A 26,053-nucleotide genomic window follows, 5' to 3' on the forward strand; every position below is an offset into this window, starting at 1 on the left:
GTGGCTTTTACTTTGAAGGAGATTATGTTCACCGTGTCAGAGCAAGAGGTTGCTCGCGAACAGCACTACGTCGACGGTCTATTTTCTCGTCTTGACGATGAAGTATCGAAAGCCCAAGCCAAACTGGAAGCGGTGCAACGAGATGTCGACCCTGACAACCCAGATTCTGATGCGCTCGTCAGGCGCGAAACTGAATATCATGGGCTGAATGCAAAACTCGATGCACTCAACCTGGCAGAAGTTGGCTTAGTTTTTGGCCGAATTGATGTGGAGGACGAGTCTCCGGAGAATCTAGTCCCTAACAGCGACAATCTTGACCGACGCTATATAGGCCGGATGGGCATCGACGCCCCCGAAGACAAGTACCGGACGCTCCTCATCGATTGGCGGGCGCCCATGGCACGGCCGTTTTACCTCGCGACGACGGCGCACCCTTCAGGCGTGCAAACCCGGCGAAACATCCGTATGAGGGGTCGCACGGTGGAAACCATTGACGACGAGGTCCTCTCCGGCACAGGTACGGGTGTTGAAGCCTCGGGTGTCGGATCCGAGGCTGCGCTGCGGCGCGCCATGAATCGGCCACGCACTGCGCACATGCAATCCATCGTTGAGACAATCCAGCGTGAACAGGATGCCGTCATTCGTGACGCTACGCGTGGAGTGATGGTTGTCGAGGGTGGTCCAGGTACTGGCAAGACTGCAGTCGCTCTCCATCGTGTTGCGTATCTGCTCTATACTTGGCGAGCGCAGCTGGCGAAGACCGGCGTCTTGGTTCTTGGCCCCAATACCGTCTTTTTGGACTACATCTCGCGAGTTCTTCCGGAGCTCGGCGAGACCGGCGTAGTGCTTTCCACAATCTCAGACTTAATCCCCGGTTTTACCCCGGAAGGTAGCGAGTCGCTTGCTGCACGGGAAGTCAAAGGCTCGATTGAGATGGTCACGATTCTCAAGCGGGCTGTGCAGTCATATGAGACGGTTCCGGAGCGCGCGGTAACCCTTTCAATTGAGAACGTTCCTGTCGCTGCGACGCCAGCCATGGTGAAGGCAGCCAGAACCAAAGCACGACGGTCACGTCGTCCTCATAATGAAGCACGAGCCGTGTTTGCGGAACATCTTTGCGAACTTCTTGCGCAAGCACTTGCCAACACCATTGGTGCGGACCCTCTAGGCGGTGAGAATCTGTTGTCTGCTGCAGACGTCGATCAGCTCCACGATGACCTGGCTGAAGAATCCCAGGTCCGAGACTTTATTGACGCCCACTTCCCCACTCTGTCGCCTACAGAGGTACTACGTAATTTGCTTGAAGACCGCGACGCAATCGCAGCTGTCGCGTATGACTACGACGACTACACACAAGATGCCCTCTTTCGGGAGCCTGGTGCGGCAACGGCCCCGTCGGATGCAGCATTACTCGACGAACTGTCGATTCTTATTGGTAGTAGCCCAGCGGAGGGTATTCGTGACTCCGTTGACGATGCGTGGCAACAGCAGGTGGCCGAGGCAGAGGACGCGTTGGACGTCTTGGCTTCATCCGAGTCCACTGACAACGATGACGACCAGTTCGAGGCTGAGATCCTCTCTGCATCAGACGTCATTGATGCGGAAACGCTCGCGCAGCGCCAGGCGAGCACCGATATCCGTTCGACCGCAGAGCGCGCACGCGCAGATCGCACATGGGCCTATGGGCATGTGATCGTGGATGAGGCACAAGAGCTCTCACCGATGGAATGGCGGATGGTGTTTCGGCGCTGCCCATCAAAGTGGATGACATTAGTTGGAGACACCGCGCAGACTTCTTCGCCTGCGGGTTCAGACGACTGGTCAGCAACGCTGGAACCGTTTGTTGGCTCGCGTTTCCGCACGCATACCTTGAGTGTGAACTACCGGACTCCGTCGGAGATTATGGAGTACGCCGCGAAAGTTCTTCACGCGATCGACTCAGAGGCAGCGGTCCCTGAGAGCATTCGAAGCACTGGGCAACCCGTCGAGTTTTGGCCTTCCGGCACCACCCCAGAAACTGTCGCAACATACGAGGATGGGCGCACGACAGCGATCATCGACAAGTCAAATGTCGATGCGATGAAGGGACTCGAATTTGACCATGTAGTACTAATAGAACCCCAAGAAATTATCGACGCCTCTCCGCAAGGTTGGCAAGACCTCTACGTGGCGATGACCCGAGCAACTCAAAGCCTCGCTGTCATCGGTGAGATGCCATAGAACAACCTCCGGCCAGGCAGTTGGCCGGAGGTTGTTATATGAAGCGTTAGCTGACGGTATGTACGATCATGACGTCGCAGTCCGATTGGCGAGCAACGTCTGCTGGGACAGACCCCAGCAGGCGACCTGTCAGAGAGTTGATACCGCGGTTACCGACCACCAGCAGTTCCGCATTGTTGTCACGAACAATCGCCATCAGAGCCTCTACTGGAGTACCCGGACGGGTCGCAGTCTGCACGTCTTTTGCTCCGTGCTGTCGCGCATGTTCTGCTGCCGCTTCAAGATTTGCCAACGCGTCCTTGTCACCGAGGATGGTGACCGAATCTTGTCGCAGGCTCTTCGTCGCGTCCGCTTCCGTTTCGTAATACGCGGTACCGATCACTAGCGTGGCACCAAATGCACTCGCCATTTTTGCAGCACGCTCGACGGCGAGCAGTGAAGACTTGGACCCGTCGGACCCTACGACGATGGTCTTGTAGTAATTGGCCATAGCTGTATTCTTGAGACCTTTCCTGATTCAGCTGTCGCTCGCTGGATAACGGTGGCGCCAACAAGCACGGTCAAATTTATAGTACCTGGTTCTCGCGCGGATGAAGGCTAGTCATGGCCTTCAGCTCGGGTGTCAACGAGCATGACATCAACCGGCGCCTTCTTTGCCACGCTACCTGGGATGTTGCCGAAGACTCGACCGGCGAGGGACCGCATTCCTTTGTTTCCAACCACGAGGAGATCTACGCTGTATTCCTTTACTGATTCCAGCAGTACATTCGCAGGCTGGCCGCCACTGGAGACCAAGTTAATCTCTGGTGCCTGTTCTTCGACTGCGATCGCCTTCGCACGCCTCAAGATATCCTCGGCGCCCGATTCCGTCACGATATCGATCTTGCTCAGCTCCGCGTTGGTTGCGTTCAGCATCGAGCCCGACGCTGTGTAGTGAGCACAGATGACTGTGAGCTTCGCGTCATACACGCGGGCCAGGCTCGCAGCAGCACGAACCGCAACAAGCGAAGTTGGTGAACCGTCAGTACCGACAGCAATCGACTTATAGGTATGCATAGATTCCTCGAACCTTTCTTAGTTTCCTGTATCTTTCATACCACGAAGTTCCTTTCGGAGATCAGCAATTTCATCACGCAGTCTGCCGGCGAGCTCAAACTTCAACTCGCGAGCTGCTGCACCCATTTGCTTCGTAAGGTCGTCGATCAATGCTTGTACCTGATCAGAGGCCATCTCGGACACGTCTGGCTTCGATACAACTGCGGTATCCGAGGCAACGCCATTTTCAGCTTCACCGTCAGTGTTCTCATATACCTGATCCAAAATGTCGGCAATCTTCTTGCGCAGCGGCTGCGGATCGATCCCATGTTCTTTGTTGTACGCCAACTGAATTTCGCGACGCCGCTCTGTCTCACTGATTGCTTCCTCCATCGACTCAGTGACCTGGTCGGCGTACATGATGACCTCTCCAGATACGTTACGAGCTGCGCGCCCGATAGCCTGAATCAGCGACTTGGTCGAACGCAGGAACCCTTCCTTGTCGGCGTCGAGAATTGCAACAAGTGAAACTTCCGGCAAGTCGAGACCCTCTCGCAGCAGGTTGATGCCAACGAGGACGTCGAATTCTCCAAGCCTCAGCTGGCGGAGCAGCTCAACGCGCTGCAACGTATCAATGTCAGAGTGCAGGTAGCGCACCTTTACCCCGTTATCCAGGAGATAATCAGTCAAGTCCTCAGCCATGCGCTTCGTCAAGGTAGTGACCAGCACGCGCTCGTTCTTCTCCACCCGGACGCGAATCTCGTCAATCAGGTCGTCGATTTGTCCCTTCGTCGGTTTCACCGTGACCTTTGGATCGACGAGGCCTGTTGGGCGAATAACCTGCTCAACAAACTCGCCGTGTGCTGCCTCGAGCTCGTAATCGCCCGGTGTCGCGGACATGTACACCGTCTGCCCCACGCGCGATTCAAACTCATCGAAGGTCAACGGACGGTTGTCGACGGCACTCGGCAGCCGGAATCCGAATTCCACGAGGTTGCGCTTCCTCGACATATCGCCTTCAAACATTCCTCCAATTTGCGGGACGGTCACGTGAGACTCGTCGATAATTGTGAGGAAGTCTTCCGGGAAGTAGTCGATGAGCGTCGCCGGCGCCGATCCTGCCTCGCGCCCGTCCATGTGACGAGAATAGTTCTCAATGCCTGAGCAGAAGCCAACCTGCTGAATCATCTCGAGGTCATACTCGGTGCGCATCCGAAGTCGCTGAGCCTCAAGTAGTTTTCCGCGGTTCTCAAGGTCCTCTAAACGGTCTGCAAGCTCTTCTTTGATGGATTCGATCGCCTTTTCCATTCGCTCTTCAGTGGCCACGTAATGGGTAGCAGGAAAGATCCGAAGCTCATCTTCTTGGCTCAGCACGTCTCCCGTGAGCGGATGAATGTAATACAAGCTGTCAATCTCGTCTCCGAAGAACTCAACCCGAACCGCGACTTCCTCATACGCAGGAATGATATCGACGACGTCGCCCTTTACTCGGAACGTACCGCGTTTGAAGTCAATATCGTTGCGCTCGTACTGGATATCAACGAGTAATCGAAGGAAGCGGTCACGCTCAACCTCTTCCCCCACGCGCAGCACCACAGAGCGATCAAGGTAGGACTGCGGCGTACCAAGGCCGTAGATACAAGAGACTGACGACACCACCACTACGTCACGACGCGACAGCAATGCGGAGGTAGCTGAGTGACGCAGGCGTTCCACATCATCATTAATGGAGGAATCTTTTTCGATGTATGTATCCGTCTGAGCGATATATGCCTCTGGTTGGTAATAGTCGTAGTACGAGACGAAGTACTCAACCGCGTTATTTGGGAGGAGCTGCCGAAGCTCATTTGCTAGCTGCGCAGCGAGCGTCTTATTCGGAGCCATCACGAGCGTTGGGCGCTGCTGCTTTTCGATCAGCCACGCTGCCGTCGCCGACTTGCCGGTGCCGGTGGCACCCATGAGGACGACGTCTTCTTCTCCCCGGTTGAGACGTTCATCTAGCTCTGCGATCGCTTTAGGCTGATCACCCGATGGCTCAAACTCCGAGACGACTTCAAAGGGCTTTTCTCGACGCTCGATCTCGCCTACTGGTCGAAACTCCGAATGTGCCAGGACCGGATGTTCTGCTGCAAATGCCATGCAGCTCAGTCTAATGACTCAACCTGATTCCTCAACGTTGATGCTGCAACAATTCTCGTTCGACATAGTCGACCAAAGCATCCACCTGCGGAGCGAGCTCAGACAACGGACCGTTGTTGTCAATCACGTAGTCAGCGGCCGCGAGTCGATCGTCGTCATCAATCTGCCGTGCTATACGGGAACGGGCGTCTGCCTCCGCTAGACCGCGCGATTGGACCAGTCGCCTCACTCGCTCTTCCTGATTCACGTCGACTACAACGGTGAAGTCCATCTGACGGTGCAGCCCAAGCTCTACAAGCAGTGGCATATCGTACGCAGCAACCCGGGCTCCTTCAGCTTCAGCGGCGTCGAACTGCCGTGATGACTCCTTGCGAATCGCAGGATGCGTAATCGAATTCAGCTTCTGCGTCTGTTCCTCCGAGGCAAACGCCCGCTGCGCCAGCAACTTGCGGTTCAAAGCGCCGGAAGCGTCCACCAGGTCATCGCCGAATGCAGCAGCCACCTCTTTTAGCGCATCGCTTCCTGGTTGCAGAACATCGCGCGCGATACGGTCAGCATCGACTACGACGAAGCCACGCTCACGTAACAACGCGGCAACGGACGACTTTCCGCTTCCGATTCCTCCGGTAAGCCCAATTCTCAACATGCGTCACATAATAGGCGAAAACCCCTTCCTGGATTCCAGGAAGGGGTCGTCGATTAGCTAGTAAAGACTAGTTGCCAGCGAGCTTGTCGCGAAGTGCTGCGAGCTGCTCGTCAGATGCAAGCGAGCCACCTGCGCTAGCGGTCTCATCCGCTGCCGGAGCTGCAGCGTTGGACTGCGAGGAGTAGTTCGCCTGGTCACCCGCCTGCTCTGCCGCCTCGGCAGCAGCAGCGCGATGACGCTCGATCTGTGCAGTGTGCGCCTGGAAGCGGCGCTCGGCCTCTGCGTAGCGAGCCTCCCACTGCTGACGAGCCTCGTCGAAGCCCTCCATCCACTCGTTGGTCTCCGGATCGAAGCCCTCTGGGAAGATGTAGTTGCCCTGCTCGTCGTAGGAATCAGCCATGCCGTAGCGGGACGGATCGAACTCTTCGTTGTAGTCCTCGTCCGCCTGCTTCAGCGACAGCGAGATACGACGACGGTCGAGATCGATGTCGATGACCTTGACCATGACCTCTTCGCCAACGTTGACAACCTGGTCCGGTACCTCGACGTGGCGCTGTGCCAGCTCGGAGATGTGAACCAGACCCTCGATGCCCTCTTCGACGCGAACGAACGCACCGAATGGAACAAGCTTGGTGACCTTGCCCGGCACGATCTGGCCGACAGCGTGGGTGCGTGCGAACACGCGCCATGGGTCCTCCTGGGTCGCCTTCAGCGACAGGGAAACACGCTCACGGTCGAGATCGACGTCGAGAACCTCAACGGTAACCTCATCGCCGACGGTGACAACCTCAGATGGGTGGTCGATGTGCTTCCAGGACAGCTCGGAAACGTGAACCAGGCCGTCTACGCCGCCAAGGTCCACGAAAGCACCGAAGTTGACGATGGAAGAAACAACGCCCTTGCGTACCTGACCCTTCTGCAGCTGGTGCAGGAAGTCGGAACGAACAGCGGACTGCGTCTCTTCGAGGTATGCACGGCGGGACAGGACCACGTTGTTGCGGTGCTTGTCCAGCTCGATGATCTTTGCCTCGAGCTCCTGGCCAATGTATGGATCCAGGTCACGGACGCGACGCATCTCAACGAGCGACGCAGGCAAGAAGCCACGAAGACCGATGTCGAGGATGAGGCCACCCTTGACAACCTCGATGACCGTACCAGTAACTGGCTGGTCGTTCTTCTGCAGCTCTTCGATGGTGCCCCAAGCACGCTCGTACTGAGCACGCTTCTTGGAGAGCAGGAGGCGACCTTCCTTGTCCTCCTTGGTCAGGACCAGTGCGTCGATCTCGTCGCCGACCTGGACAACTTCGTCCGGGTCAACGTCATGCTTGATCGACAGCTCACGGGTAGGGATAACACCCTCAGTCTTGTAGCCGATGTCAAGGAGAACCTCATCGTGGTCAACCTTAACTACGGTGCCGGAGACGATGTCACCATCATTGAAGTACTTGATGGTTGCGTCTACAGCGGCGAGAAATTCCTCAGGTCCGCCGATATCGTTGATTGCGACCTGTGGTGCGTTGGAAGTGCGCATAAGTTAAATGTGCTCCGAAATTGAAATAGGAGATCGTATTTGGACAGGGGCATATCATCTCTTACCAGCGCGGAAAGATCCCGCAATATGAGCCGGTGATGCCCTCCTATTACGACACCACGAGACCTATTGCCCAGATATGCTCGTGCAAGAATATCGCCTTTGCCCAGCTCGCGCAAATATCAACACTCGGATAAATCCCCATCCGGTCGACCGTTAAGGCAAACAACACGCCCTTCACCGAACTCACCAACTGAGAACACCGTAAGTCTGCCGCACCGCCAATAAGACGCAAACTCGCTGGTCAACGCAATACACTCGCCATCCCACACCCCCATAATTAGTCAATATTTTGTTTAATGTAGTCCATTTTTGGCCAATTCTCTTACGTTCCCCACAGACGTCTGTTAGTGTTTTCATTGCCACGATCAAGGCGCAGCAGCGATAGATAAGGCCAATCTAGAGCTGTGAAACCTCGCGAGGTGAACCGTGGCACCGCTTCTCGGGGGAACTCGGGGGAAGAAGCGGTTGATGGGGGAAGGCAGTCCCAGACGGATTGAGAAGGAGGCTCTGGGACCGTCTCGGGGCTATAGAGCGGAATAATGGGGGCCGCTCTATAGCCCCACACTTCCCGCCCTAATGGCCAGCATCCTGCCAGTTCTCTCCGTATCCGGTAGAAACCTCGAGCGGCACGTTGAGCTCAATAGCGCGATCCATCTCCCGCTCAACAATCTCACGCACTTCATCGAGCTCACCAGGAGCGACTTCAACAACCAACTCGTCATGCACTTGCAACAGCACACGGGACTCGTAGTCAGCCAACGCTCGGTCAACGTGAATCATCGCTACTTTAATGATGTCTGCGGCAGTACCTTGAATAGGAGCATTCAGGGCCGCCCGCTCAGCATTTTCTCGGGCGACTCGGTTGTCACTGTTGAGCTCAGGCAGGTAGCGTCGGCGCCCAAACACAGTTGCAGTGTATCCATCCTTTCTGGCTTTCTCGACGACCGAGTCCAGATAGTGCTTCACCCCACCGAAACGGTGGAAGTAACTCTCCATGATTTCCTTGGCTTCACCTGGCGAGATCGAGAGCTGCGCGGCGAGACCATACGCAGAGAGCCCATAAACCAAACCATATGACATTGCCTTGACCCGACGGCGTAGCTCGGGCGTCACGGCGTCGATAGCAACATCAAATACCTGAGAACCGACGTAGTTGTGCAGGTCTTCGCCATCCTTGTACGCGGAGATGAGCCCCTTGTCCCCGGATAGGTGCGCCATCACTCGCATCTCAATCTGTGAGTAATCAGCGGTCAGTAGATACTCATACCCCTTACCAACGGTGAATGCTGCTCGAATCTTTTGACCTGTCTCTGTACGGACGGGAATATTCTGCAGGTTTGGATCAGTCGAACTCAGTCGGCCCGTTGAAGTCACGGTTTGGTTGAAGGTTGTGTGAATTCGGCCATCACTATGTACCGCCTTGATAAGCCCCTCGATTGTGGACTTCATCTTCTGATATTCACGATGTGCCAACAGATGATCAAGGAACGGATGCGGATTCTTTTCTGCAAGCGCCTCGATCTCCTTGGCTGCCGTCGAATACCCAGTCTTTGTTTTCTTGGTTTTAGGCAAGTCGAGTTTGTCGAAAAGAACGACAGAAAGCTGCTTCGGACTCGAAAGGTTGAGAGCTGGCTCGTCGACAAGCGTGCGGGCCTCTCCTTCTACCTGGGCAACCTTGTCAGTAAACTCCTTGCGAAGATTTTCAAGAGCTTCGACGTCAACAGCCACACCGACGTCCTCCATCCTGGCAAGAATGGGTACAAGCGGCAGCTCAAGGTCGGCATACAGCGCGTAAGAGTCGATTTCACGAAGTTCTTGAGCAAGATGTTGCGCCAGTTCCAGCACAGCAACGGCGGCATCAACCTGTGAAGTTTGATCCAACAGACTGAGTTGCTCTTGCCCTACGTCCAACTGTCGCTGCAAGTGACGCTGGTATACATCAGCCAGCGCATAGGTGCGCTGCCCCGGGCGAAGCAGGTAGGCAGCAATCGCTGTGTCATGCGCAATCCCGCTGAGTGTGATACCTCTGCCCCGCAGCATGTGATACATAGCTTTACCGTTGTGGAGGTACTTGGGGTCATCTGACTCCAACCAGTCCTTCAGCGCAACATCCTCTTCAGGGGTTAGCTCCGCTGTTTCGCGTTGGATGCCGTGCCGCTCCTTATCGACGATCCCAATCGCAGTAGCATCGCCGTTTGCCGGCAGCGGACTACCGTCCACATACAGCGCTAATCCTTGACCCCTATGGGAAGCGATCCATGCGTCCAACGGCCCTTCGTCGATCACAACTTCTGGAAGCTCCACAGGCAAATGCTCTTCGGCGTCCCCTTCCGTAGGAAGCGCAGAAAGCACACGTTCGCGAAGATTCGTGCCGAACTCCAAAGAATCAAATCGCTTCGCAATAGCACCGACGTCAACGGCCTTCAGCTCCAAGTCGTTTGGCGTAACAGGGAGCTCCACGTCGGTGACCATCTGCGTTAGTTCACGATTGAGCTGCACTTGCTCGATTCGGTCTCGGAAGTTTTGACCTGCGACTCCCTTGATTTCATCCGCATGACTAACAAGCTCCGCGAGTGACCCGTATTGCGTGATCCACTTTGTCGCCGTCTTCTCCCCGACCTTCGGAACCGAGGGGAGGTTATCAGACGGGTCTCCCCGAAGCGCTGCAAAATCCGGATACTGTGCCGGAGTCAGCCCGTACTTCTCCTCGACCTTGTCCGGAGTGAAACGTGTCATCGTCGAAACCCCGCGCATCGGGTACAGCAGGGTCGTTGAATCGTCTACCAGTTGTAGGTAGTCGCGGTCCCCTGAAACCAAGACAATTTCGAAATTCTGATCAGCGCGAGCCTGGTGCACCAGCGTCGCCACGATATCGTCAGCTTCAAAATTCTCCTTCGACAAACTGATGATTCCGAGGTCCTCAAGGCACTCCTGAATCAGCGGAACCTGCCCCTTAAACTCAGGCGGAGTGGATTCGCGCTGAGCTTTGTACTCCGGAAAACGCTCCGTTCGAAACGTCTTGCGCCCCACATCGAACGCCACACCAATATGCGTCGGTGCTTCTTGCGCCACAACGTTGGCGAACATCGACAAGAAGCCATACACCGCATTCGTTGTTTGGCCACCGGTCGTCGAAAAATTTTCAGCAGGCAGAGCGTAGAACGCTCGAAATGCCATGGAGTGTCCGTCAATGAGCAATAACCGTTTCTTCACGGCCCCTAGTGTAGACGTACGTCCCGACATGACGACTCAAACAAGAAAACCCGGCTCGTGGCCGGGTGTTGTGCCCCAGGTGAGACTCGAACTCACACTGGACGGGTTTTGAATCCGTTGCCTCTGCCAATTGGGCTACTGGGGCGACGTCGCAAAGTATATAGCAGGCAGGCGCTCCGGCGTGAATCGCAGCGCGAAGTCACCCAAATCGCCAGTTCACTGCGGGTATCTAGAATCTGTCAGGTAGGGTGATGAGCGCCGTATAAGGAGAAGAGCGCAGGAGGGCACAGTGACACCAGTTCTGATCGGGATTTTCCTGGCCATATTCGCCGGTGCAGCACTCCAACGAATTTCAGGAATGGGGCTCGGACTAATTGCGGCCCCCGCACTATCTGTCCTACTCGGCCCGGTCTCCGGCGTGCTCATGGTCAACGTATTAGCCACCGCCAACGCGATTGCCAACACCTATTCCATGCGCGAGCGCGTTGATTGGAAACGCTTCGCCCCTATCGCAGGAGCCCTTGTTTTGGGTGCGGCACCCGGCGCATTCCTCATACGGGCAGTTTCAACTAGCTTGCTTCTGATCATCGTTGGCGTTTTGTTGTTGATCGCGCTCGGCACAGTGACGTTGGGGAAACGCTACATACCGAATATTGAAGGCACCGTACCTTCTGTTATCGCAGGTTCACTTGGTGGTTTCATGAACACGTTGGCAGGCGTAGCTGGCCCATCAATCACCGTGTACGCACACGCGGCCCGCTGGCCCAAGGAGATCTACGCGGCAACACTCCAGCCAATCTTCCTGGTCAGCGGCGCACTCTCTTTCGCTATTAAGGAAATCACTGGTGCAGCAAACCTTTCAGCGGTAACGCCCGAAACGTGGGTGGTTGGCATTTTTGCGATGGTGCTGGGCATCGTCGTTGGCACCCGCATGGCACCACGGGTACCAGTGCAACTGGGATATCGAATAGCACTCGCCCTGGCGATCTTCGGCGGGTTCACCGCACTTGTGCGCGGTCTACTTGGTACCGAAGCATAATCCACTGACCAAGACTACTTTTAAACTGAGCCCCAAACCACAACAGCACCGGTTCCTTTCCAGTATCCGGTTGTAGAGCCATAAACACGCGCTTGGCGCGCGACACGGTATCTAATTAGCCTCAGATAATGGACAATTCATTCCAGAACGAATAGTATGTAAGCCATGGGTAGACCACGAGAGTTCGATGAAGACGAAGTCATCCGCAGGGCCATAAAGCTTTTCGGTGAACGCGGGTATACAGCACAGTCCGTTGACGCAACTCTTACCTACCTTGAGATAAATCGTTCGAGCTTCTATAAAATCTTCGGTTCCAAACATGGCCTGCTGAGAACGGCGCTGGAAGCAGTATGCCGAAACGCTAAGACAGGTGAAGTGACACTAGAAGCCAAGAGTCTTGTTGCAGTCACTCTCGTGGAAGTCGCGCCCGTAAGCCAAGAGCTACGCCCCTTGATTCTCGAAGCAAATTCCCTTTGCTTTGCTGGAGGCCCAGCAGCACTAGGCAAGCACTTACTCGACCGCGCAAGCGGCACTTCCAAAGGAGAAGCACAATGAGCAACAACAATCTCAAATTCACCGACGCTACTCTGGTTGTTGAGCCACTCGGCTTAGATAAGATTTGGTCGTTCAAAGGATCCATCGAGGTTCCCTGGGAACATGTACGCGGAGCTACACATGACCCGGGTATGAAGAACGAGCCGAAGGGTTTTCGCTGCCCAGGACTAAGGATGGGAGAAAAGCTTGCGGGAACGTTCCACTCAGATGGTGAAAAGCTGTTTTGGAACGTCAGCGGATTCGAGAATACGGTCGTAATCGAGTTAGCTGATGAGAACTTCGCCCGCCTCGTCCTCACAGTTGATGACCCAGTCACAACTGTTGAACACATCAACGAGTTGGCATCAGCCTGATAGCTAAGTTTCGTACAAAAGGAGCCTGGTCGAGGGAATCCTCGACCAGGCTCCTTGTGCCCCAGGTGAGACTCGAACTCACACTGGACGGGTTTTGAATCCGTTGCCTCTGCCAATTGGGCTACTGGGGCGTGCCTGCTCAATATAGCGCACGGCGCGAGCAGAACAACAATCGGACGCCGTTAAGGTCAGCGCACAGTAGAGCCGGGTTGGTTTGGTAGCAGATCAAACTCATCGATTGCCTCGAACGAGGCCTGCGCGTCATCTTCCGAAATGACGTCCATTGCGAATCCATTCTGGATGAGCACCCACTGCCCCACCTCAACTTCTGGAAGATATGCGAAGCAGCATGGCCGCTCCTCACCCTTCATATCGATGGCCCCCATCGGCATGGGGCTGGACAGGTCGCCAGTGCTCAGCACTTTCGCTGGAACTCCAAGACACATCGCTACATCATTTCCTTTCAATGTTGATGTTCATGGCGCCTTCCGGTGCCGAGGTGCACGGCAGGCAAGGATCCGCGCTACGGATCGCATACTCCATCTCTGCAGGAGTCGATGCCTCTGTGAGCATCCGAGCAAGCCATCCCTCATTTTGCGCGGTAGGGCTCAAAATCTGGCAATCGATCAGATTGCCGTCTTCCACAGTGTAGCGGTGCACCAACAAGCCTCGAGGACCATCAACGATGCCCGTTGCGATGCCATCGCGCAGTGAATTATCGACGACGACCGGCTCAGCCAACAGCTCAGGAACCTGCAAAAGCTTTTCGATATCGTCGAGTACCGAGCGCACAAGCGCAAACTGGGCGTCGCGCGCGCTCAGATGGGGGAATCGCGCAACTGGGCCTACCCGGTAGTCGCGCCAGTGGCCGTCGATAAGTACCTGGGGCCGCGGGGTGATAGCACCGGGGTGCTGCTCTCGAACGTGCTCATAGAAATCATGCGCTGGCAACACATGCAGCTCACCCTCGAAACGCGCGGCAATGCACTCTCCTAGTGGATCTGCTGCGCCGTCGGCATCACACGCGAAAAGGTCGGCAAGCTTTGGAGGATGCTGTTCCACAGGCTCAACCGGTTGGGAAGGCAAGAGACTACGGATCGTCGAGACGCCTTCAGCTGCGCGCTTGACCTCATCGGCATCGGCGTGTGCGTGCACTCCCCCAGGAATCGCAACATCGGGAAAGTGACCCGGACAACCGGCGGCACGCAGCACCAGCTTCGCAAACTTGCGGATCTCTAATCCGTGGTCAGGCAGCAGGCGCGGTGCGAGCGTGTCAAGGACCGAACCCGCATGAAGAAGGCGCCGGAGCTGCACGGCCTGCTCGCTCATCGAATCGCTCGACCCAACAAGTTGGTCAAGTGCTCGCATCCCCGCCAAGTGGTGCGTTACCGGGCACAGCCCACAGAGTCGCGTCACGATAGTCGGAACTTCGCTCGCGCGCTTGCCCACTAACAGCTTGTCTACGCGCGGCACGCCGGCGATGTCGAAGCGTGCCGTGCGTTCATTTCCCTCACCTTCGACAATGACTGTCGCTGCAAGCGGATCGATGACGGCGTCAAGAAATAATTTCTCTGACATTTTCCATGCTCCTTACTCGCGTTGCCTACCCCAATTGAACATAATGGGGGTATGCATGAATTGAGTCTACTTCGCGGGGTAATCGATGCGGTCAATGAGTCAGTGCCCGGCCGAAACGTCCTGGCGGTCGGCATGAAAGTAGGCACGCGCTCCGGAGTTGATGTGTATGCGCTTCGCCAAGCATGGGACCTTGCACGCGTCGATACCACCTGTGCTCACGCCCGGCTCGACTTGGACATTATCCCCGCGGCAGTCTGGTGCCCTCAATGTGAAGATACCGTCGAGATTGACGAATACTTCGCGCTGCGATGCCCTAAATGTGACACCCCCACTGCAGATCTGCGTGGGGGTGACGAGTTCCAAGTTACTTGGGTTGATGTTGAGTAGCTTCGGCTGTCCACTCCTTTAGCAGCTGCCGGGCCCGCTGCACTGCTTCTGGAATTGCAGCACTGATCTCCTCACTCAGCGATGTACGGAATTCGACGTCGCGCGCCGTGATACCCACAACCGCCACGTTGTCGGGTTCTTGACCTGTGAGGCGCGCGGCGCTCAACAGGTCCAGCAGTCCCACCTGGTGAGGCGATAGCTGCTGTTGCAATAGGCGCGGAATTTGATCACCGACGAGCACAGCCACATCACCTGGCTGGCCCTGTTTGAGCCCATCGAGCACCAGCAGGTAGTCGGCGTCCTGCACCATGGGTAGGATCTCCATGCCAGACGTTCCTCCATAGATGAAGTTCACGCCCTGGATCGGGTCCGCCTCAAGCTCGCGGAGGATGGCCAGCCCAACTGCGTCATCCGCCATGATCTCGTTTCCAATGCCAATGACGTTGATAGTGACGCCATCAAGCGTCACCAGCTCAGGCGATGGCACCGGGACATCTGGCGCAGGACGAAGCTTCCTCGTGACCGTCATACTCTACTCAACCTCAGGACCGTCAACCGGCTTCGTGCCCTTCGGCAACCAAACACCGCCGTTGATCATTGCAGACAGGCCACCGTGGCGCTCCGTCGCATCGGCACGGAACACAAGGTAGACGTGCAGAATGACGAAAGCCCAAATAATGAACATGATCAATGCATGCACCAAACGGAAGTATGGGATGCCGATCCATTCCACGGGTGCAGCCATGAGCCGCCAGAACCAGCTATCCTGCTTTGGCAAACCGAAAAGCGCAAGACCAGAGTAAATCTGCACCATGCACATGGCGTAAATGCCCGTGTACGCCGTCTGCTGGAGACCATTGTGGCCAACACGTGGTGGCGGTTCGTTCGTAAGGAGCAGGTAGTATTTCGTCTGCTCCCACATCAACTTCAGATCATCTTGGCTTCGCACTGGCCACAGTGCCCGCCACTTCATCTGTCGTGTTTGAGCGAACACCATAATGGCTAGGCGCCAGATAGACAGTGCGATCCACGCGAAGGCTGCAATGAAGTGGATGAGACGGTTCCAGCCCATGAGCATTCCGGCATCGTGAGCATTCGAAGGACCGAAGAATGGATCCATGATGTAGTAACCAGTGATCGTCATCATGATGATCAAAATCATGTTGATCCAGTGCTGCCAACGCAGTGCAACCGGCCACATCTCGATGCGGGTGTAGCCGCCCTTGGATACAGGACGCGGACGGACATGGTCGCCGATGCCGAATGCAATATAGCCTTTGAGTACAAATTCACCGGTCTTGTCGCCATCTACAGGTGCAACGGCGACACCCATGCATCGATTGCCGAACTTCGAAACTGTGTCGACGTTCTGCATCATCGTCTTCATCTCATGCTTATCCCATGCAGATGCTTGAACTACCGATGCAAGGTCTCCACGCATGACCGCTACGTCCTGGCGCTCGCCGAGCAACTTTGCGTTACGCACGACCGAAAGCGAGTACTTTCGGCTTGGCGTCGCGGGGCTGAAGCTCTCCACGGTGCCGTAGACGTAGTCGGGGTCAACAGCACGCAGCAGCGCCTGATCAACAGGATCTGGCGAGTTTGCCGGCTGCGACGATGCCAGGCGCAACAGTGTTTCCGCACCGATATCGTCTATCGGCCGTGATTCTGTGACGCTCAACACCAGATTTTTATCTGGAGCGATCTTGCGAGTCTCAGGCACGCCACCCGAGCTCGAAGAAGCACGGTTTAGCTGGGTGCTCATTGCGTGATCACCTTCACAAGTTCATTGCCTTCCGTGTCCAGCAGGTGCACAGCACAGGACATGCATGGATCAAACGAGTGGATGGTGCGAAGTACCTCTAGCGGTTCCTCTGGGTTGGCCAGCGGGTGCTTGCCATTCGCCAGAGATTCCTCGTATGGGCCCATCTTGCCCTCAGGATCACGACCACCGGCCAGCCAGGTGGTCGGCACGACGGCCTGGTAGCGCTCCGTCTTACCATCCTTGATCTTGGTCCAGTGGCTGAGAGAGCCACGGGCGACTTCCATCATGCAGAAGCCTTCTGATTCCTTCGGCCAGGAAGAAGGTTCCCACTTGCTGGAGTCGAAGACGTCGTAGTCACGCTTGCGCAATCCTTCGATGAACTCGGGCAGCAACACATTGGTCATGGCCTCAGAAGTCGTTACAGCTTCCAGAGCACGAGCCAGCGTACGGCCACCGGTCGAATTCAGCTGTTCGAGCTTAATGCCGAGCTTCTTCAGCGCATCATCAACGAGGCGCTTCGTGCTTGGCTCGTTCTGAGCATATGCGAGCAGGATACGGGCAACTGGGCCAACCTGAACGACGTGGCCGTCATAACGCGGCGCCTTAGACCAGGTGTACTCCTCGTTATCGCCGAGCCATTTATACGGCAATTTAGGACCGGTGTAATCGGCGATAGTGTCGCCCTCAAATGGGTGTTTGCCTTCGTTCTTGTCATCCTGTGCGAACCATGCCGAGGAAACGTATTCCTTGAACAGGTCCGGATTGAGCTCATGGACCTTGGAGTAGTCACCGTTGAGCAGTACACCCGGAGTGATGTCCGTGTGCGTGTACCCCATGGTTCGCTCCATGTGATCACCACGAACTGTTGCGCCAGCCATACCAACCGCGAGGAAGTTCGGGGCAGCCGCACCAATATCAAAGTAATCCTTGTACACGCCCATAATCGCCATTGCGTCAGGCAGGTACACACCGTTGATGAACTCATGGATCTCTGCGACCCAGTTCTTGATTTGGTCAATCGAAACCTGGTTGACCGTCTCTGACCTATCCTGGTCGATCGTGCAGGCCATACCCCCGACGAGGAAGTTCGGGTGCGGATTCTTACCGCCAAACACCGTATTGATGCGGATAATCGAGCGCTGGAACTGCAACGCATCGAGGTAGTGCGAAACCGCCATCAAGTTTGCTTCTGGTGGCAGACGGTAGTCCTCGTGGTCCCAGTAACCACCGGTGAAGATAGAAAGCTGACCGGAATCAAGAACCGAGTTCAAGGTGTCTTTCACCTGCTGGAACTTGTCGACGGAGTTGAGCTTCCAGTTCGAACCTATCGATTTCGCAAACTCGACTGCCTTCTCTGGGTCAGCCTTTGCTGCGGAGACAACGTTCACCCAGTCAAGGGCGTGCAGGTGGTAGAAGTGCACAACATGGTCGTGAATTTCCTGGCTTGTCAGGACGAGGTCACGAATAAGCTGCGCTTGCTTTGGGATGTGGCTTCCAATCGCGTCTTCGACGGCAACAACACTTGCCAGGGAGTGGACACCAGTGCAAACGCCACAGATACGGCCAACAAACGCCCAGACGTCGCGTGGATCTCGACCTTCTACAATCTTCTCAATGCCGCGGAACATCGTGGTCTCGCTCCAAGCGTTGGTGATGGTGCCGTCTTCGACTTCCATCTCCATGCGGAGGTGACCCTCGATACGCGTCAACGGGTCTACAACAACTCTTTCAGCCATTTTTAGTTGCTTTTCCTTTCAATCGTCGTGAACGCCGCTTACGCGGATGGGTTGGGTCGGTGGTGTCCATCAGTATCGGTGGTGGTCGCGAACGCCTGATCACCCTCTGCCATAAGTGCCGACATATCCTCGGGACCGTCTTCTTCGCCAAAGGCCGCAAGAGGCTGAACTTCGCCACTCTTGCGACGGATGCCAACCTCCTTGACTACGCTGAGTGCGCCGTGGACTGCGGTACCAGCGGCGGCGACACCAATGAGGCCGAGGCCGATCTTGCCAGCGGAAGCTTCTTGACCGAATGCACGAACATTCGGCAGTTCCTCGTAGAACGGAGTAAACCGGTCAAAGAAGTCCTTTTCCGTACAACCAATGCACGGGTGACCAGCGCCGATCGGCCAGCCGGACTTGAGGTTCCATTGGATGATCGGGCATGGCGAGAAGGTCGATGGGCCCTTGCAACCAACTTCATAGAGGCACCAGCCATTACGAGCGCCTTCGTCATCAAACGTGCGCACGAACTGGCCCGCATCGAAGTGTGGACGCTTCGGACAGGAATCGTGAATGCGCTGATCGTACGCAAAGAGTGGACGACCCTCTGCATCCACCTTTGGTGGCTCACCGTGGGTCAGCAGGTAGGTGATTGTTGCGGTGATAACTTCACCGATAGGCGGGCAACCAGCCACGTTGATGACTGGCTTATCCTTGATAATTTCGTCAACACCCACTGCCCCGGTCGGGTTTGGACGAGCAGCCTGTACTGAGCCATACACTGCACATGCACCTACGGAAAGGATTACGGTTGCGTTCTCTGCGGCTTCGCGGAGAACTTGCTCGGCGCTCTTGCCGCCGATCTGGCAGTATGCGCCACCTGCACCAGTTGGAACAGAGCCGTTGACCACCAGAATGTGCGGTTCCTTGTTCATCTCTTCCAGTGCCTGCTCGGCTGCGTGCCCTGATGCAGCCATCACGAGCTCGTTGTAGTTCATCGACAGCTGGTTCAAGACGAGGTCCTCAACTGTGGAGGAACCGGAACGAAGCACCGACTCCATACAGCCGGTGCACTCCTGTAGCTGAAGCCAAGCAACCATTGGCTTCTTTACATCACCGAGCGCCTCGGCAATTACCTCAGTCTCTTCAGCGTTGGCGCGTGAGGCAAGCGGCGCACCCACTGCAAACACTGCAGCCATAGAGCTGCACATTTTAAGGAAGTCTCGACGCTTCACCCCCTTCTTCGACAGGTTTTCCCAAAGCGTTCCACTCTGCCAAGTGTCTTGTAGAAGCATCGATTTTCCCTCTCATGCGAGAGCCATGTGCCGGCACATACTCCGGCCCATGCCCCTCAAATGAACGTGTACAGATTCCATCAGCGGTCAAGCTGCATGCTTAACGCATCTATAGGGCCAGGGTATCAAGACATGAAAGTAATTCCGGTGTCGTGAAGTCGGCAGGGCTAGAAATCTACCCCCGATTGGGACATAAGCCACTCATTCCACTCGTCTAACCCTTCCCCCGTTGTAGCTGAGGTAAGGATTACCTTCACTCCAGGATTCACCTTCTCAAGATTTTCCTTGAACAGATCGAGATCGAAATTCAGGTAAGGCAGCAGGTCAACCTTGTTTACGACGACCACTTCGACACTCCGGAACATGACCGGGTACTTCAGCGGCTTATCCTCCCCCTCGGTAACTGAGGCAACCATTACCTTATGATGCTCTCCAACTTCAAATTCAGCCGGACACACTAGGTTGCCAACATTTTCAATCAGCACCATATCGACATCATCGAGGTTGAGCCCCTTTAAAGCATGCGCAACCATCGGAGCATCGAGGTGGCACTCGCCCCCAAACCCGTTCCCGGTATTGAGCAGACTTACCTGTGCACCGAGGTTTTCCAAGCGCTCTGCGTCTAACGCAGTTTCGATGTCACCTTCTACAATCCCGAAACGGATTTTGTCCGCGAGCGCTTCCAAGGTTTTACGCAGCAGCGTCGTCTTTCCTGCTCCCGGGGAGCTCATCACGTTGATGCAAACCACGCCGTGCTCTTCAAACGCGGAACGGTTTGCGGCCGCTTTTACATCGTTTTCCGTGAAAATATCCTCAAGCACCGCGATGCGTTCACGTCCAGTGTCATACCCAGTGTGGTCTCCGTGCTCAGAGTGCTCCGCATCTACTCCCACGTGGAGGTGATCGTGTTCGTGGTGGTGCGTGTGATCATGCGAATGATCGTGGCTGTGAACAGTCCCGTCGTCGTGGCGGTGGAAACGTCCCATGCTTCTTTTCTCCTTCTTAACGGTCAGATGTCACATCAATGTCTACGACAGCGAATTCCTCGCCCGTAATCACACTCGTGGGAGCGTTGCATTCCTGGCATCGGACGTCGAGATACTCATTGGGGTCGAGTATTCTTCGATGCCCGTTGCTGCACTCGATCTCGGCTGGAACCCAGTCGATCCGCAGCTCCGACTTTTCCATGGGGCTCCCCTTTGTGACGAACCCCCAGGCATACTCGAGTGATTCCGGCACGACTTGTCGCAGCGCACCGATTCGGAGGTGCACCGACAGCACCGTTCGTCCGCGCGCTGCGCGCTGAACTGCTGACGCTAACTGATGACTTAATGCAACTTCATGCACAGCACCTAGCCTAGGCGATTATTCAAGAAGTTTGTAGAGTATGCAGCATGGGAGCACAGAGCAGAGTCCGCGTCTTTCTCGAAGGCATTGTCCAGGGGGTGGGAATGCGTCCGCACGTCGCGCGAATCGCACAACGCTTCGGCCTTACTGGACTTGTCGGCAACAACGAGCGCGGAGTCTTTATCGAGTTTCAGGGCGAACCATCAGCACTCCACAATGCGCAGAGGACGCTTATCGACGAGCTCCCGCCTCTCGCCCACATTTTGGATAGCCAAACGTCTCCACTCCCACTCGTATACGGCGAAACGGGGTTTCGGATTGTCGAGTCAGAACATGTCGAGGGAGAAAAGACACTCATCTCCCCTGACATGACAACGTGTGAAGCCTGCCTAGCCGATATTGATGACCAAGACAACCGGCGCTACCACTACCCATTCACCACTTGCACACACTGCGGGCCACGTCTCTCCATCATTACTTCGCTCCCCTACGACCGCGCGACTACCACCATGCGCGAATTCCCTATGTGCACACAATGCGAGGAAGAATACACGAACCCAGACGACCGGCGGTTTCACGCGCAACCAATAAGCTGCCCACATTGCGGCCCTACTTTGTGGTGTACGGATGCCAACGGTGCCGTCCTCGCCGAAACGCGAACGGATGCGCTTGCATTGGACCCCGGCAAATTCGACGAGCTCGTGCTCAAGGTTCAAAACGCCTGGGAATCTGGTGCGGTCGTCGCGGTCAAAGGGATTGGTGGCTTTCACCTGATGTGCGCGGCGGAAAACGAAGAGGCCGTCGAAAAGCTGAGGGAGCGCAAGCGCCGACCCGACAAGCCTCTCGCGGTGATGGTGCCAAATCTCGACGCCGCCAAATCCATTGCAACACTCAGTAAAGAAGCGGAGGATCTTTTGGCATCGCCGTCACATCCGATCGTGTCTGTTCCGCTTCACGAAGGAGCACTCTGCGAAGGTATTGCGCCTGGTTTGAGGGAAGTAGGCCTCATGCTTCCATATTCGCCACTGCACCATCTGTTGGTTGACCGACCTGTGGTAGCTACCTCGGGCAATCTCAGCGGCGAGCCTTTATGCGTCACTAATGAAGAGGCACTTCGGAAACTTACGCACCTCGCGGACATGTTTGTGCTCCACGATCGTGAGATTTATGTGCCCGTGGAAGACTCGGTCTACGTCGATACGACGCTTGTTCGGAGGTCTCGCGGACTGGCGCCGATTCCAATGTTGCTCGACACTGAGCGAAAGCCCACTGTCCTAGCGGTAGGGGGCGAACTCAAGAACACGGCGACTCTAGCCGTTGGGCGGTACGCACACGTCTCCTCGCATGTAGGCGATATGGGGTCATGGGATGCTCAGCGGCACTTCGAAAAAATGGTAAAACAGCTCTGCTCAATACAAGGCGCACAACCCGACGTTGTTGTGTGCGACATGCACCCTGGTTACCAAACTTCGATGTGGGCTCAGCGTTACGCTGACCAGCGTGGCGTCGAGCTCATTGAGGTCCAGCATCACCACGCACATGCACTGTCACTGTTGGCTGAGCATCAGCGACTATCGACGCCCGCCGTCGTCGCAGCTCTCGACGGCACCGGCTACGGAACGGACGGCACCATTTGGGGTGGCGAAATACTTCATGTAACCGACGATGGCAACGCCGAGCGGCTCTGGCACCTACCACCATTTTCCCTCGTCGGTGGCGACAAAGCGGTGCGAAATCCGTGGCGGATTGCGCGCGGTCTCGCATATAGCTGGCAGCTCGAAGGCCTCAGCGTGCCTCCTGAAATTGATCTAGACGAGTTGCGATTAGTCGACTCTCAGCTCAGCAGCGGGGTCGGCACCACTGCAACAACTTCGATGGGACGGCTCTTCGACGCGTTCGCATCGATACTCCAGGTTCAGCAATCGGTGAGCTACGAAGCGCAAGCAGCGATGGAGCTTGAGGCTCTCGCAGGCATGTCTCGCCTTTCGCTGGCAGAAGCGCTTGACGCAACCGAAGATATTCGATCGTTCCCGCATCTTGCACAATGGGTGATCAGCACGACTCAAGATGGGACACGCCTCTTCGAAGACATTGCCCGGATTGCACACGCAGGCATAGCGACACTCGTTGCTCGCTCGCTTATTGACGCCGCCCAAGAAGAAGCTACCGAGGTCATTGGCATCACGGGAGGCTGCGCCGTCAACCGCATTTTGATGACCGACATCTTGCAAGTATTCCGGCACCAACGCCCCTCATTGACAGTGCTAACGCATAAAAAAGTGCCCGCCACTGATGGCGGGCTCAGCCTCGGCCAGGCGGCCGCAGGAAGGCTCTGGTCGCGGTAGCGAACCCATGCAGCCTCAGGAACTTAACAGATTCGTGGCAACGGATCGCCAACCAGTTTGTCGACCATACGGGTACCACCAAAGCCGGTGACCAACACCACCGCTGCAGCTGGTTCCTCGACGATCTTTCCAACCACCGCCGCCCCTTCAGCGCCTGCTGCATGCAGCGCCGCGAGTGCTTGGTCGGTCTGGTCTTCCGGCACCACCGCCGCAAACGTTCCTTCGTTCGCGACGTAGAGTGGATCAATGCCCAGCATGTCGCAAGCGGCGCGCGTCATCGGCTGCACAGGGATCTTCTCGTCGTGCAGTGCAACGCCGTAGCCAGTTGATTCTGCAAGTTCGTTCATGACTGTCGCTAGACCACCACGTGTGGCGTCACGCATCCAACGAGTCTCGGGGGCATCGGCGAGCATCGCCCGCACCAAACTTGCGACCTCGCGCGAGTCGGACTCGATCGGTGCTTCGATTGCGAGGTCTCCGCGGGCCATCATGACCGCCATACCGTGGTCTGCGATCGGGCCAGAAACGATAATCCGGTCACCAGGCTTGACTTTTGCAAAACCGAGTTCCCGTCCAGCAGGTACTACGCCGATGCCTGCTGTATTGATATAAATCTTGTCCCCAGCACCCTTCGGAACTACTTTTGTGTCGCCAGTCGCAATCTGTACTCCGGCGCGTTCTGCTGCGGTGCGGAGATTCTGCGCGATCCGGCGAAGCGTCTCTACTTCAAGCCCTTCTTCCAGAATGAAACCCACCGAAATATACTTCGGCTCCGCACCACCCACGGCAAGATCGTTGACGGTACCGTTTACCGCGAGATCCGCGATGGATCCACCCGGGAACTCTATCGGGTTCACCACATAGCTGTCGGTTGTAAACGCCAGCGTCCCGCCGTTCAAATCGAGGTCCAACAGCGTCGAGTCTTCCCCCTGTGAGAGCAGATCGTTGCCGTACTCGTCGAAAAATACCTGCTCTAGCAGTGTCGCGCTTGCCTTTCCGCCCGCCCCGTGTGCGAGCGTGACATATTCATCCTTCAAGCGTCCACCACGACGACGCACTCGAGCAATGTTGTCATTGACCTTGGACTCATCTACATTGAGGCGGTTTTTAGGCTGCACAGCACTTTCCTTTTCTTATTTTCGCAACTAGCCACCGTGTGGAATTGCTACGAATAGTTCCGTGTGTGAATTCTACCGCCGGTACCGTGTTTTGGGTTTTCGGGGCTTGGAGGTTGTGGGTGACGCACATAGTTGGCTTGCTGGGTACTTTTAGAAATGCACAAATCATGGGCAATAATGTAAAACGGAATAAGCACGAAAAAGTGTGAAATTAATGCAATCGATGGAAGGCTCTGCTTTATGTGTCTGGGAGTACCAGCGCAGGTTGTCGAAATTAAGGATCCCACCCGCGCAACAGTCAGCATCTCGGGAGTAACCCGTGCAATCTCCACTGACCTTCTTGTTGAAGAAGGACTCGAGGTCGGCGAATGGGTGCTGGTACACGTAGGATTTGCGCTGTCAAAAATTGACGAGGATGAAGCCACGACAACCCTGCAACAGATTCAACAACTCGGCGCAAATACGTTTGAGGACGAGCTCGATTCGTTTACAACCTCAAGAATCGACTAAGCCACCGCCCCCTACGTTCCTAAGAAAGGACCCCACATGAAATTCGTCGATGAGTTTCGTGACCCAGCCGCAGCTCGCCAACTGATTGCAACCATTGAGGAACAGGCGAAGCAACTCGACCGTCCGATTAAGCTCATGGAAATCTGCGGTGGGCATACCCATACGATCTACCGCTACGGCCTGGAAAATCTTCTCCCCGACTCCATCGACCTCGTTCACGGACCTGGTTGCCCAGTCTGCGTCATTCCAATGGGCAGGGTCGATGACGCACTCTGGCTTGCAAACCAGCCTGACGTTATCTTGACCACGTTCGGCGACATGATGCGTGTTCCAGGCTCCGAGGAGTCACTGTTGCAGGCTCGTGCACGTGGTTGCGACGTTCGCTTTGTCTACTCTCCACTGGACTCTCTCAAGATCGCGGAGGAGAACCCGGATAAGCACGTTATCTTCTTCGCAATTGGCTTTGAGACGACGACGCCATCCACCGCTGTGACGCTAACCGCCGCCAAGCAACGCGATATCCCAAACTTCTCAGTCTTTTCTAACCATGTGACCATCGAGCCACCACTGCGTGCAATCGCCAACGGGGGTGTCACGGAGGTTGACGGCTTTATCGGGCCCGGCCACGTAGCAACTGTGGTCGGCACAAAGGCTTTCGATTTCCTGGCTGAAGAATTTAACCGGCCAGTCTCCGTTTGCGGCTTCGAACCTTTGGATATTCTTCAGGGCGTTGCCCAGTTGCTGGAGCAGTTTACGTCGGGCGACATTGCCGCGGGCAAGGCACGCGTCCAAAACCAGTACGCCCGCGTCGTGCGCCCAGAGGGCAACCCTTCAGCGCAAGCGCTCTTGGATAGGGTCTTCGATATACGGGACGAGTTCGAGTGGCGTGGCCTTGGAACCCTTCCCCATTCCGGAATGGCCATCTCTGAAGAGTTCGCCAAGTGGGATGCGGAGCGCATTTTCGATGTGCCCGGCAACCGAGTCGAAGACCCCGCGGCATGTGAGTGCGGGTCTGTCCTGACCGGCCACATCAAGCCGTGGCAGTGCAAGGTCTTCGGTACCGCCTGTACGCCGGACACCCCGATTGGTACCTGCATGGTTTCCCCAGAAGGAGCCTGTGCCGCATATTACAACTTCGGAAGAATAGATAAAATCACCACTTCTTCCCTCTCTTAGATCAGTAAACCCCCTGG

23 protein-coding genes and 2 tRNA genes are annotated in these 26,053 nt (G+C 55.9%); 8 read left to right on the forward strand and 17 right to left on the reverse strand.

The annotated features are described in order from the left end of the window. Positions 1-24 precede the first annotated feature (24 nt). On the forward strand, positions 25-2,220 hold the full coding sequence (locus ACXIUA_RS06010) for a HelD family protein (RefSeq protein WP_457976367.1): 2,196 nt from the start codon (positions 25-27) through the stop codon (positions 2,218-2,220). A gap of 46 nt (positions 2,221-2,266) precedes the next feature. On the opposite strand, the gene ACXIUA_RS06015 is transcribed toward ACXIUA_RS06010, so the two are convergent. From ACXIUA_RS06015 to ACXIUA_RS06045, 7 genes are all read right to left on the reverse strand, one after another. Further along, on the reverse strand, positions 2,267-2,710 hold the full coding sequence (locus ACXIUA_RS06015) for a universal stress protein (RefSeq protein ID WP_070362531.1): 444 nt from the start codon (positions 2,708-2,710) through the stop codon (positions 2,267-2,269). Positions 2,711-2,817: 107 nt separating this feature from the next. After that, complete coding sequence (locus tag ACXIUA_RS06020) at positions 2,818-3,276, reverse strand: universal stress protein (RefSeq protein WP_070362532.1); 459 nt, start codon at positions 3,274-3,276, stop codon at positions 2,818-2,820. 18 nt (positions 3,277-3,294) lie between these two features. Next, a complete protein-coding gene (gene uvrB / locus ACXIUA_RS06025; protein ID WP_457976368.1) occupies positions 3,295-5,394 on the reverse strand; it encodes an excinuclease ABC subunit UvrB in 2,100 nt (699 codons plus the stop codon). Positions 5,395-5,425: 31 nt separating this feature from the next. Further along, the gene (coaE, locus tag ACXIUA_RS06030; RefSeq protein WP_457976369.1) at positions 5,426-6,040 is read right to left on the reverse strand and encodes a dephospho-CoA kinase; all 615 of its coding nucleotides are present in this window, start codon (positions 6,038-6,040) and stop codon (positions 5,426-5,428) included. Positions 6,041-6,107: 67 nt separating this feature from the next. Beyond that, complete coding sequence (gene rpsA / locus ACXIUA_RS06035; RefSeq protein ID WP_070362535.1) at positions 6,108-7,571, reverse strand: 30S ribosomal protein S1; 1,464 nt, start codon at positions 7,569-7,571, stop codon at positions 6,108-6,110. Between the two features lie 636 nt (positions 7,572-8,207). Further along, a complete protein-coding gene (gene polA / locus ACXIUA_RS06040) occupies positions 8,208-10,877 on the reverse strand; it encodes a DNA polymerase I (RefSeq protein WP_457976370.1) in 2,670 nt (889 codons plus the stop codon). Between the two features lie 41 nt (positions 10,878-10,918). Further along, a tRNA-Leu gene (locus ACXIUA_RS06045) sits at positions 10,919-10,992 on the reverse strand. Positions 10,993-11,136: 144 nt separating this feature from the next. On the opposite strand from ACXIUA_RS06045, the gene ACXIUA_RS06050 reads away from it, so the two are divergent. The 3 genes from ACXIUA_RS06050 to ACXIUA_RS06060 all read left to right on the forward strand — a co-directional run bounded on the left by ACXIUA_RS06050 (position 11,137) and on the right by ACXIUA_RS06060 (position 12,794). Then, entirely contained in the window at positions 11,137-11,886 is a 750-nt protein-coding gene (locus ACXIUA_RS06050) for a TSUP family transporter (RefSeq protein WP_457976371.1), read from the forward strand. A 165-nt stretch (positions 11,887-12,051) separates the two neighbouring features. Beyond that, a complete protein-coding gene (locus ACXIUA_RS06055; RefSeq protein ID WP_070479193.1) occupies positions 12,052-12,441 on the forward strand; it encodes a TetR/AcrR family transcriptional regulator in 390 nt (129 codons plus the stop codon). Continuing rightward, positions 12,438-12,794, forward strand: coding sequence for a hypothetical protein (locus tag ACXIUA_RS06060; protein ID WP_457976372.1), 357 nt, complete (start codon positions 12,438-12,440; stop codon positions 12,792-12,794). The genes ACXIUA_RS06055 and ACXIUA_RS06060 overlap by 4 nt, the downstream gene beginning before the upstream one ends. A gap of 57 nt (positions 12,795-12,851) precedes the next feature. Here the strand turns inward: ACXIUA_RS06060 and ACXIUA_RS06065 are convergent. From ACXIUA_RS06065 to ACXIUA_RS06075, 3 genes are all read right to left on the reverse strand, one after another. Next, positions 12,852-12,925: transfer RNA gene (locus ACXIUA_RS06065), tRNA-Leu, on the reverse strand. A 57-nt stretch (positions 12,926-12,982) separates the two neighbouring features. Next, positions 12,983-13,240 carry a HypC/HybG/HupF family hydrogenase formation chaperone gene (locus ACXIUA_RS06070; protein WP_070362538.1) on the reverse strand — a complete coding sequence of 86 codons (258 nt, stop codon included), beginning with the start codon at positions 13,238-13,240 and terminating at the stop codon, positions 12,983-12,985. Between the two features lie 7 nt (positions 13,241-13,247). Continuing rightward, positions 13,248-14,372 carry a nickel-dependent hydrogenase large subunit gene (locus ACXIUA_RS06075; protein ID WP_457976373.1) on the reverse strand — a complete coding sequence of 375 codons (1,125 nt, stop codon included), beginning with the start codon at positions 14,370-14,372 and terminating at the stop codon, positions 13,248-13,250. Positions 14,373-14,423: 51 nt separating this feature from the next. Here ACXIUA_RS06075 and ACXIUA_RS06080 point away from each other — a divergent pair, with 51 nt between their 5' ends. Next, entirely contained in the window at positions 14,424-14,759 is a 336-nt protein-coding gene (locus ACXIUA_RS06080; RefSeq protein WP_256001086.1) for a hydrogenase maturation nickel metallochaperone HypA/HybF, read from the forward strand. On the opposite strand, the gene ACXIUA_RS06085 is transcribed toward ACXIUA_RS06080, so the two are convergent. The 6 genes from ACXIUA_RS06085 to ACXIUA_RS06110 form a co-directional block, all read right to left on the reverse strand. Continuing rightward, a complete protein-coding gene (locus ACXIUA_RS06085) occupies positions 14,737-15,288 on the reverse strand; it encodes a hydrogenase maturation protease (protein ID WP_083290945.1) in 552 nt (183 codons plus the stop codon). The genes ACXIUA_RS06080 and ACXIUA_RS06085 overlap by 23 nt on opposite strands. Positions 15,289-15,291: 3 nt before the next feature. Then, a complete protein-coding gene (cybH, locus tag ACXIUA_RS06090) occupies positions 15,292-16,524 on the reverse strand; it encodes a Ni/Fe-hydrogenase, b-type cytochrome subunit (protein ID WP_084028583.1) in 1,233 nt (410 codons plus the stop codon). Next, on the reverse strand, positions 16,521-18,260 hold the full coding sequence (locus ACXIUA_RS06095) for a nickel-dependent hydrogenase large subunit (RefSeq protein ID WP_457976374.1): 1,740 nt from the start codon (positions 18,258-18,260) through the stop codon (positions 16,521-16,523). Before ACXIUA_RS06095 ends, cybH begins: the two co-directional genes overlap by 4 nt. A gap of 38 nt (positions 18,261-18,298) precedes the next feature. Then, positions 18,299-19,540: a hydrogenase small subunit gene (locus ACXIUA_RS06100; RefSeq protein ID WP_457976375.1), complete on the reverse strand. Its 1,242-nt coding sequence runs from the start codon at positions 19,538-19,540 to the stop codon at positions 18,299-18,301. Positions 19,541-19,707: 167 nt separating this feature from the next. Beyond that, positions 19,708-20,526: a hydrogenase nickel incorporation protein HypB gene (gene hypB / locus ACXIUA_RS06105; RefSeq protein ID WP_070362542.1), complete on the reverse strand. Its 819-nt coding sequence runs from the start codon at positions 20,524-20,526 to the stop codon at positions 19,708-19,710. Between the two features lie 16 nt (positions 20,527-20,542). Continuing rightward, on the reverse strand, positions 20,543-20,887 hold the full coding sequence (locus ACXIUA_RS06110) for a hydrogenase maturation nickel metallochaperone HypA (protein ID WP_070362543.1): 345 nt from the start codon (positions 20,885-20,887) through the stop codon (positions 20,543-20,545). A 47-nt stretch (positions 20,888-20,934) separates the two neighbouring features. Between ACXIUA_RS06110 and hypF the strand changes: the two genes are divergently transcribed. Continuing rightward, positions 20,935-23,232, forward strand: coding sequence for a carbamoyltransferase HypF (gene hypF / locus ACXIUA_RS06115; RefSeq protein WP_457976376.1), 2,298 nt, complete (start codon positions 20,935-20,937; stop codon positions 23,230-23,232). A 23-nt stretch (positions 23,233-23,255) separates the two neighbouring features. Here hypF and hypE read toward each other — a convergent pair whose 3' ends face one another. Next, a complete protein-coding gene (hypE, locus tag ACXIUA_RS06120; RefSeq protein ID WP_256006551.1) occupies positions 23,256-24,350 on the reverse strand; it encodes a hydrogenase expression/formation protein HypE in 1,095 nt (364 codons plus the stop codon). Between the two features lie 240 nt (positions 24,351-24,590). Between hypE and ACXIUA_RS06125 the strand changes: the two genes are divergently transcribed. Both ACXIUA_RS06125 and hypD read left to right on the forward strand, forming a co-directional pair. Then, on the forward strand, positions 24,591-24,860 hold the full coding sequence (locus tag ACXIUA_RS06125; RefSeq protein WP_457976377.1) for a HypC/HybG/HupF family hydrogenase formation chaperone: 270 nt from the start codon (positions 24,591-24,593) through the stop codon (positions 24,858-24,860). A gap of 36 nt (positions 24,861-24,896) precedes the next feature. Further along, entirely contained in the window at positions 24,897-26,036 is a 1,140-nt protein-coding gene (hypD, locus tag ACXIUA_RS06130; protein WP_070362547.1) for a hydrogenase formation protein HypD, read from the forward strand. Positions 26,037-26,053: the final 17 nt, after the last annotated feature.

This window comes from Corynebacterium sp. UMB8791, assembly GCF_054166365.1.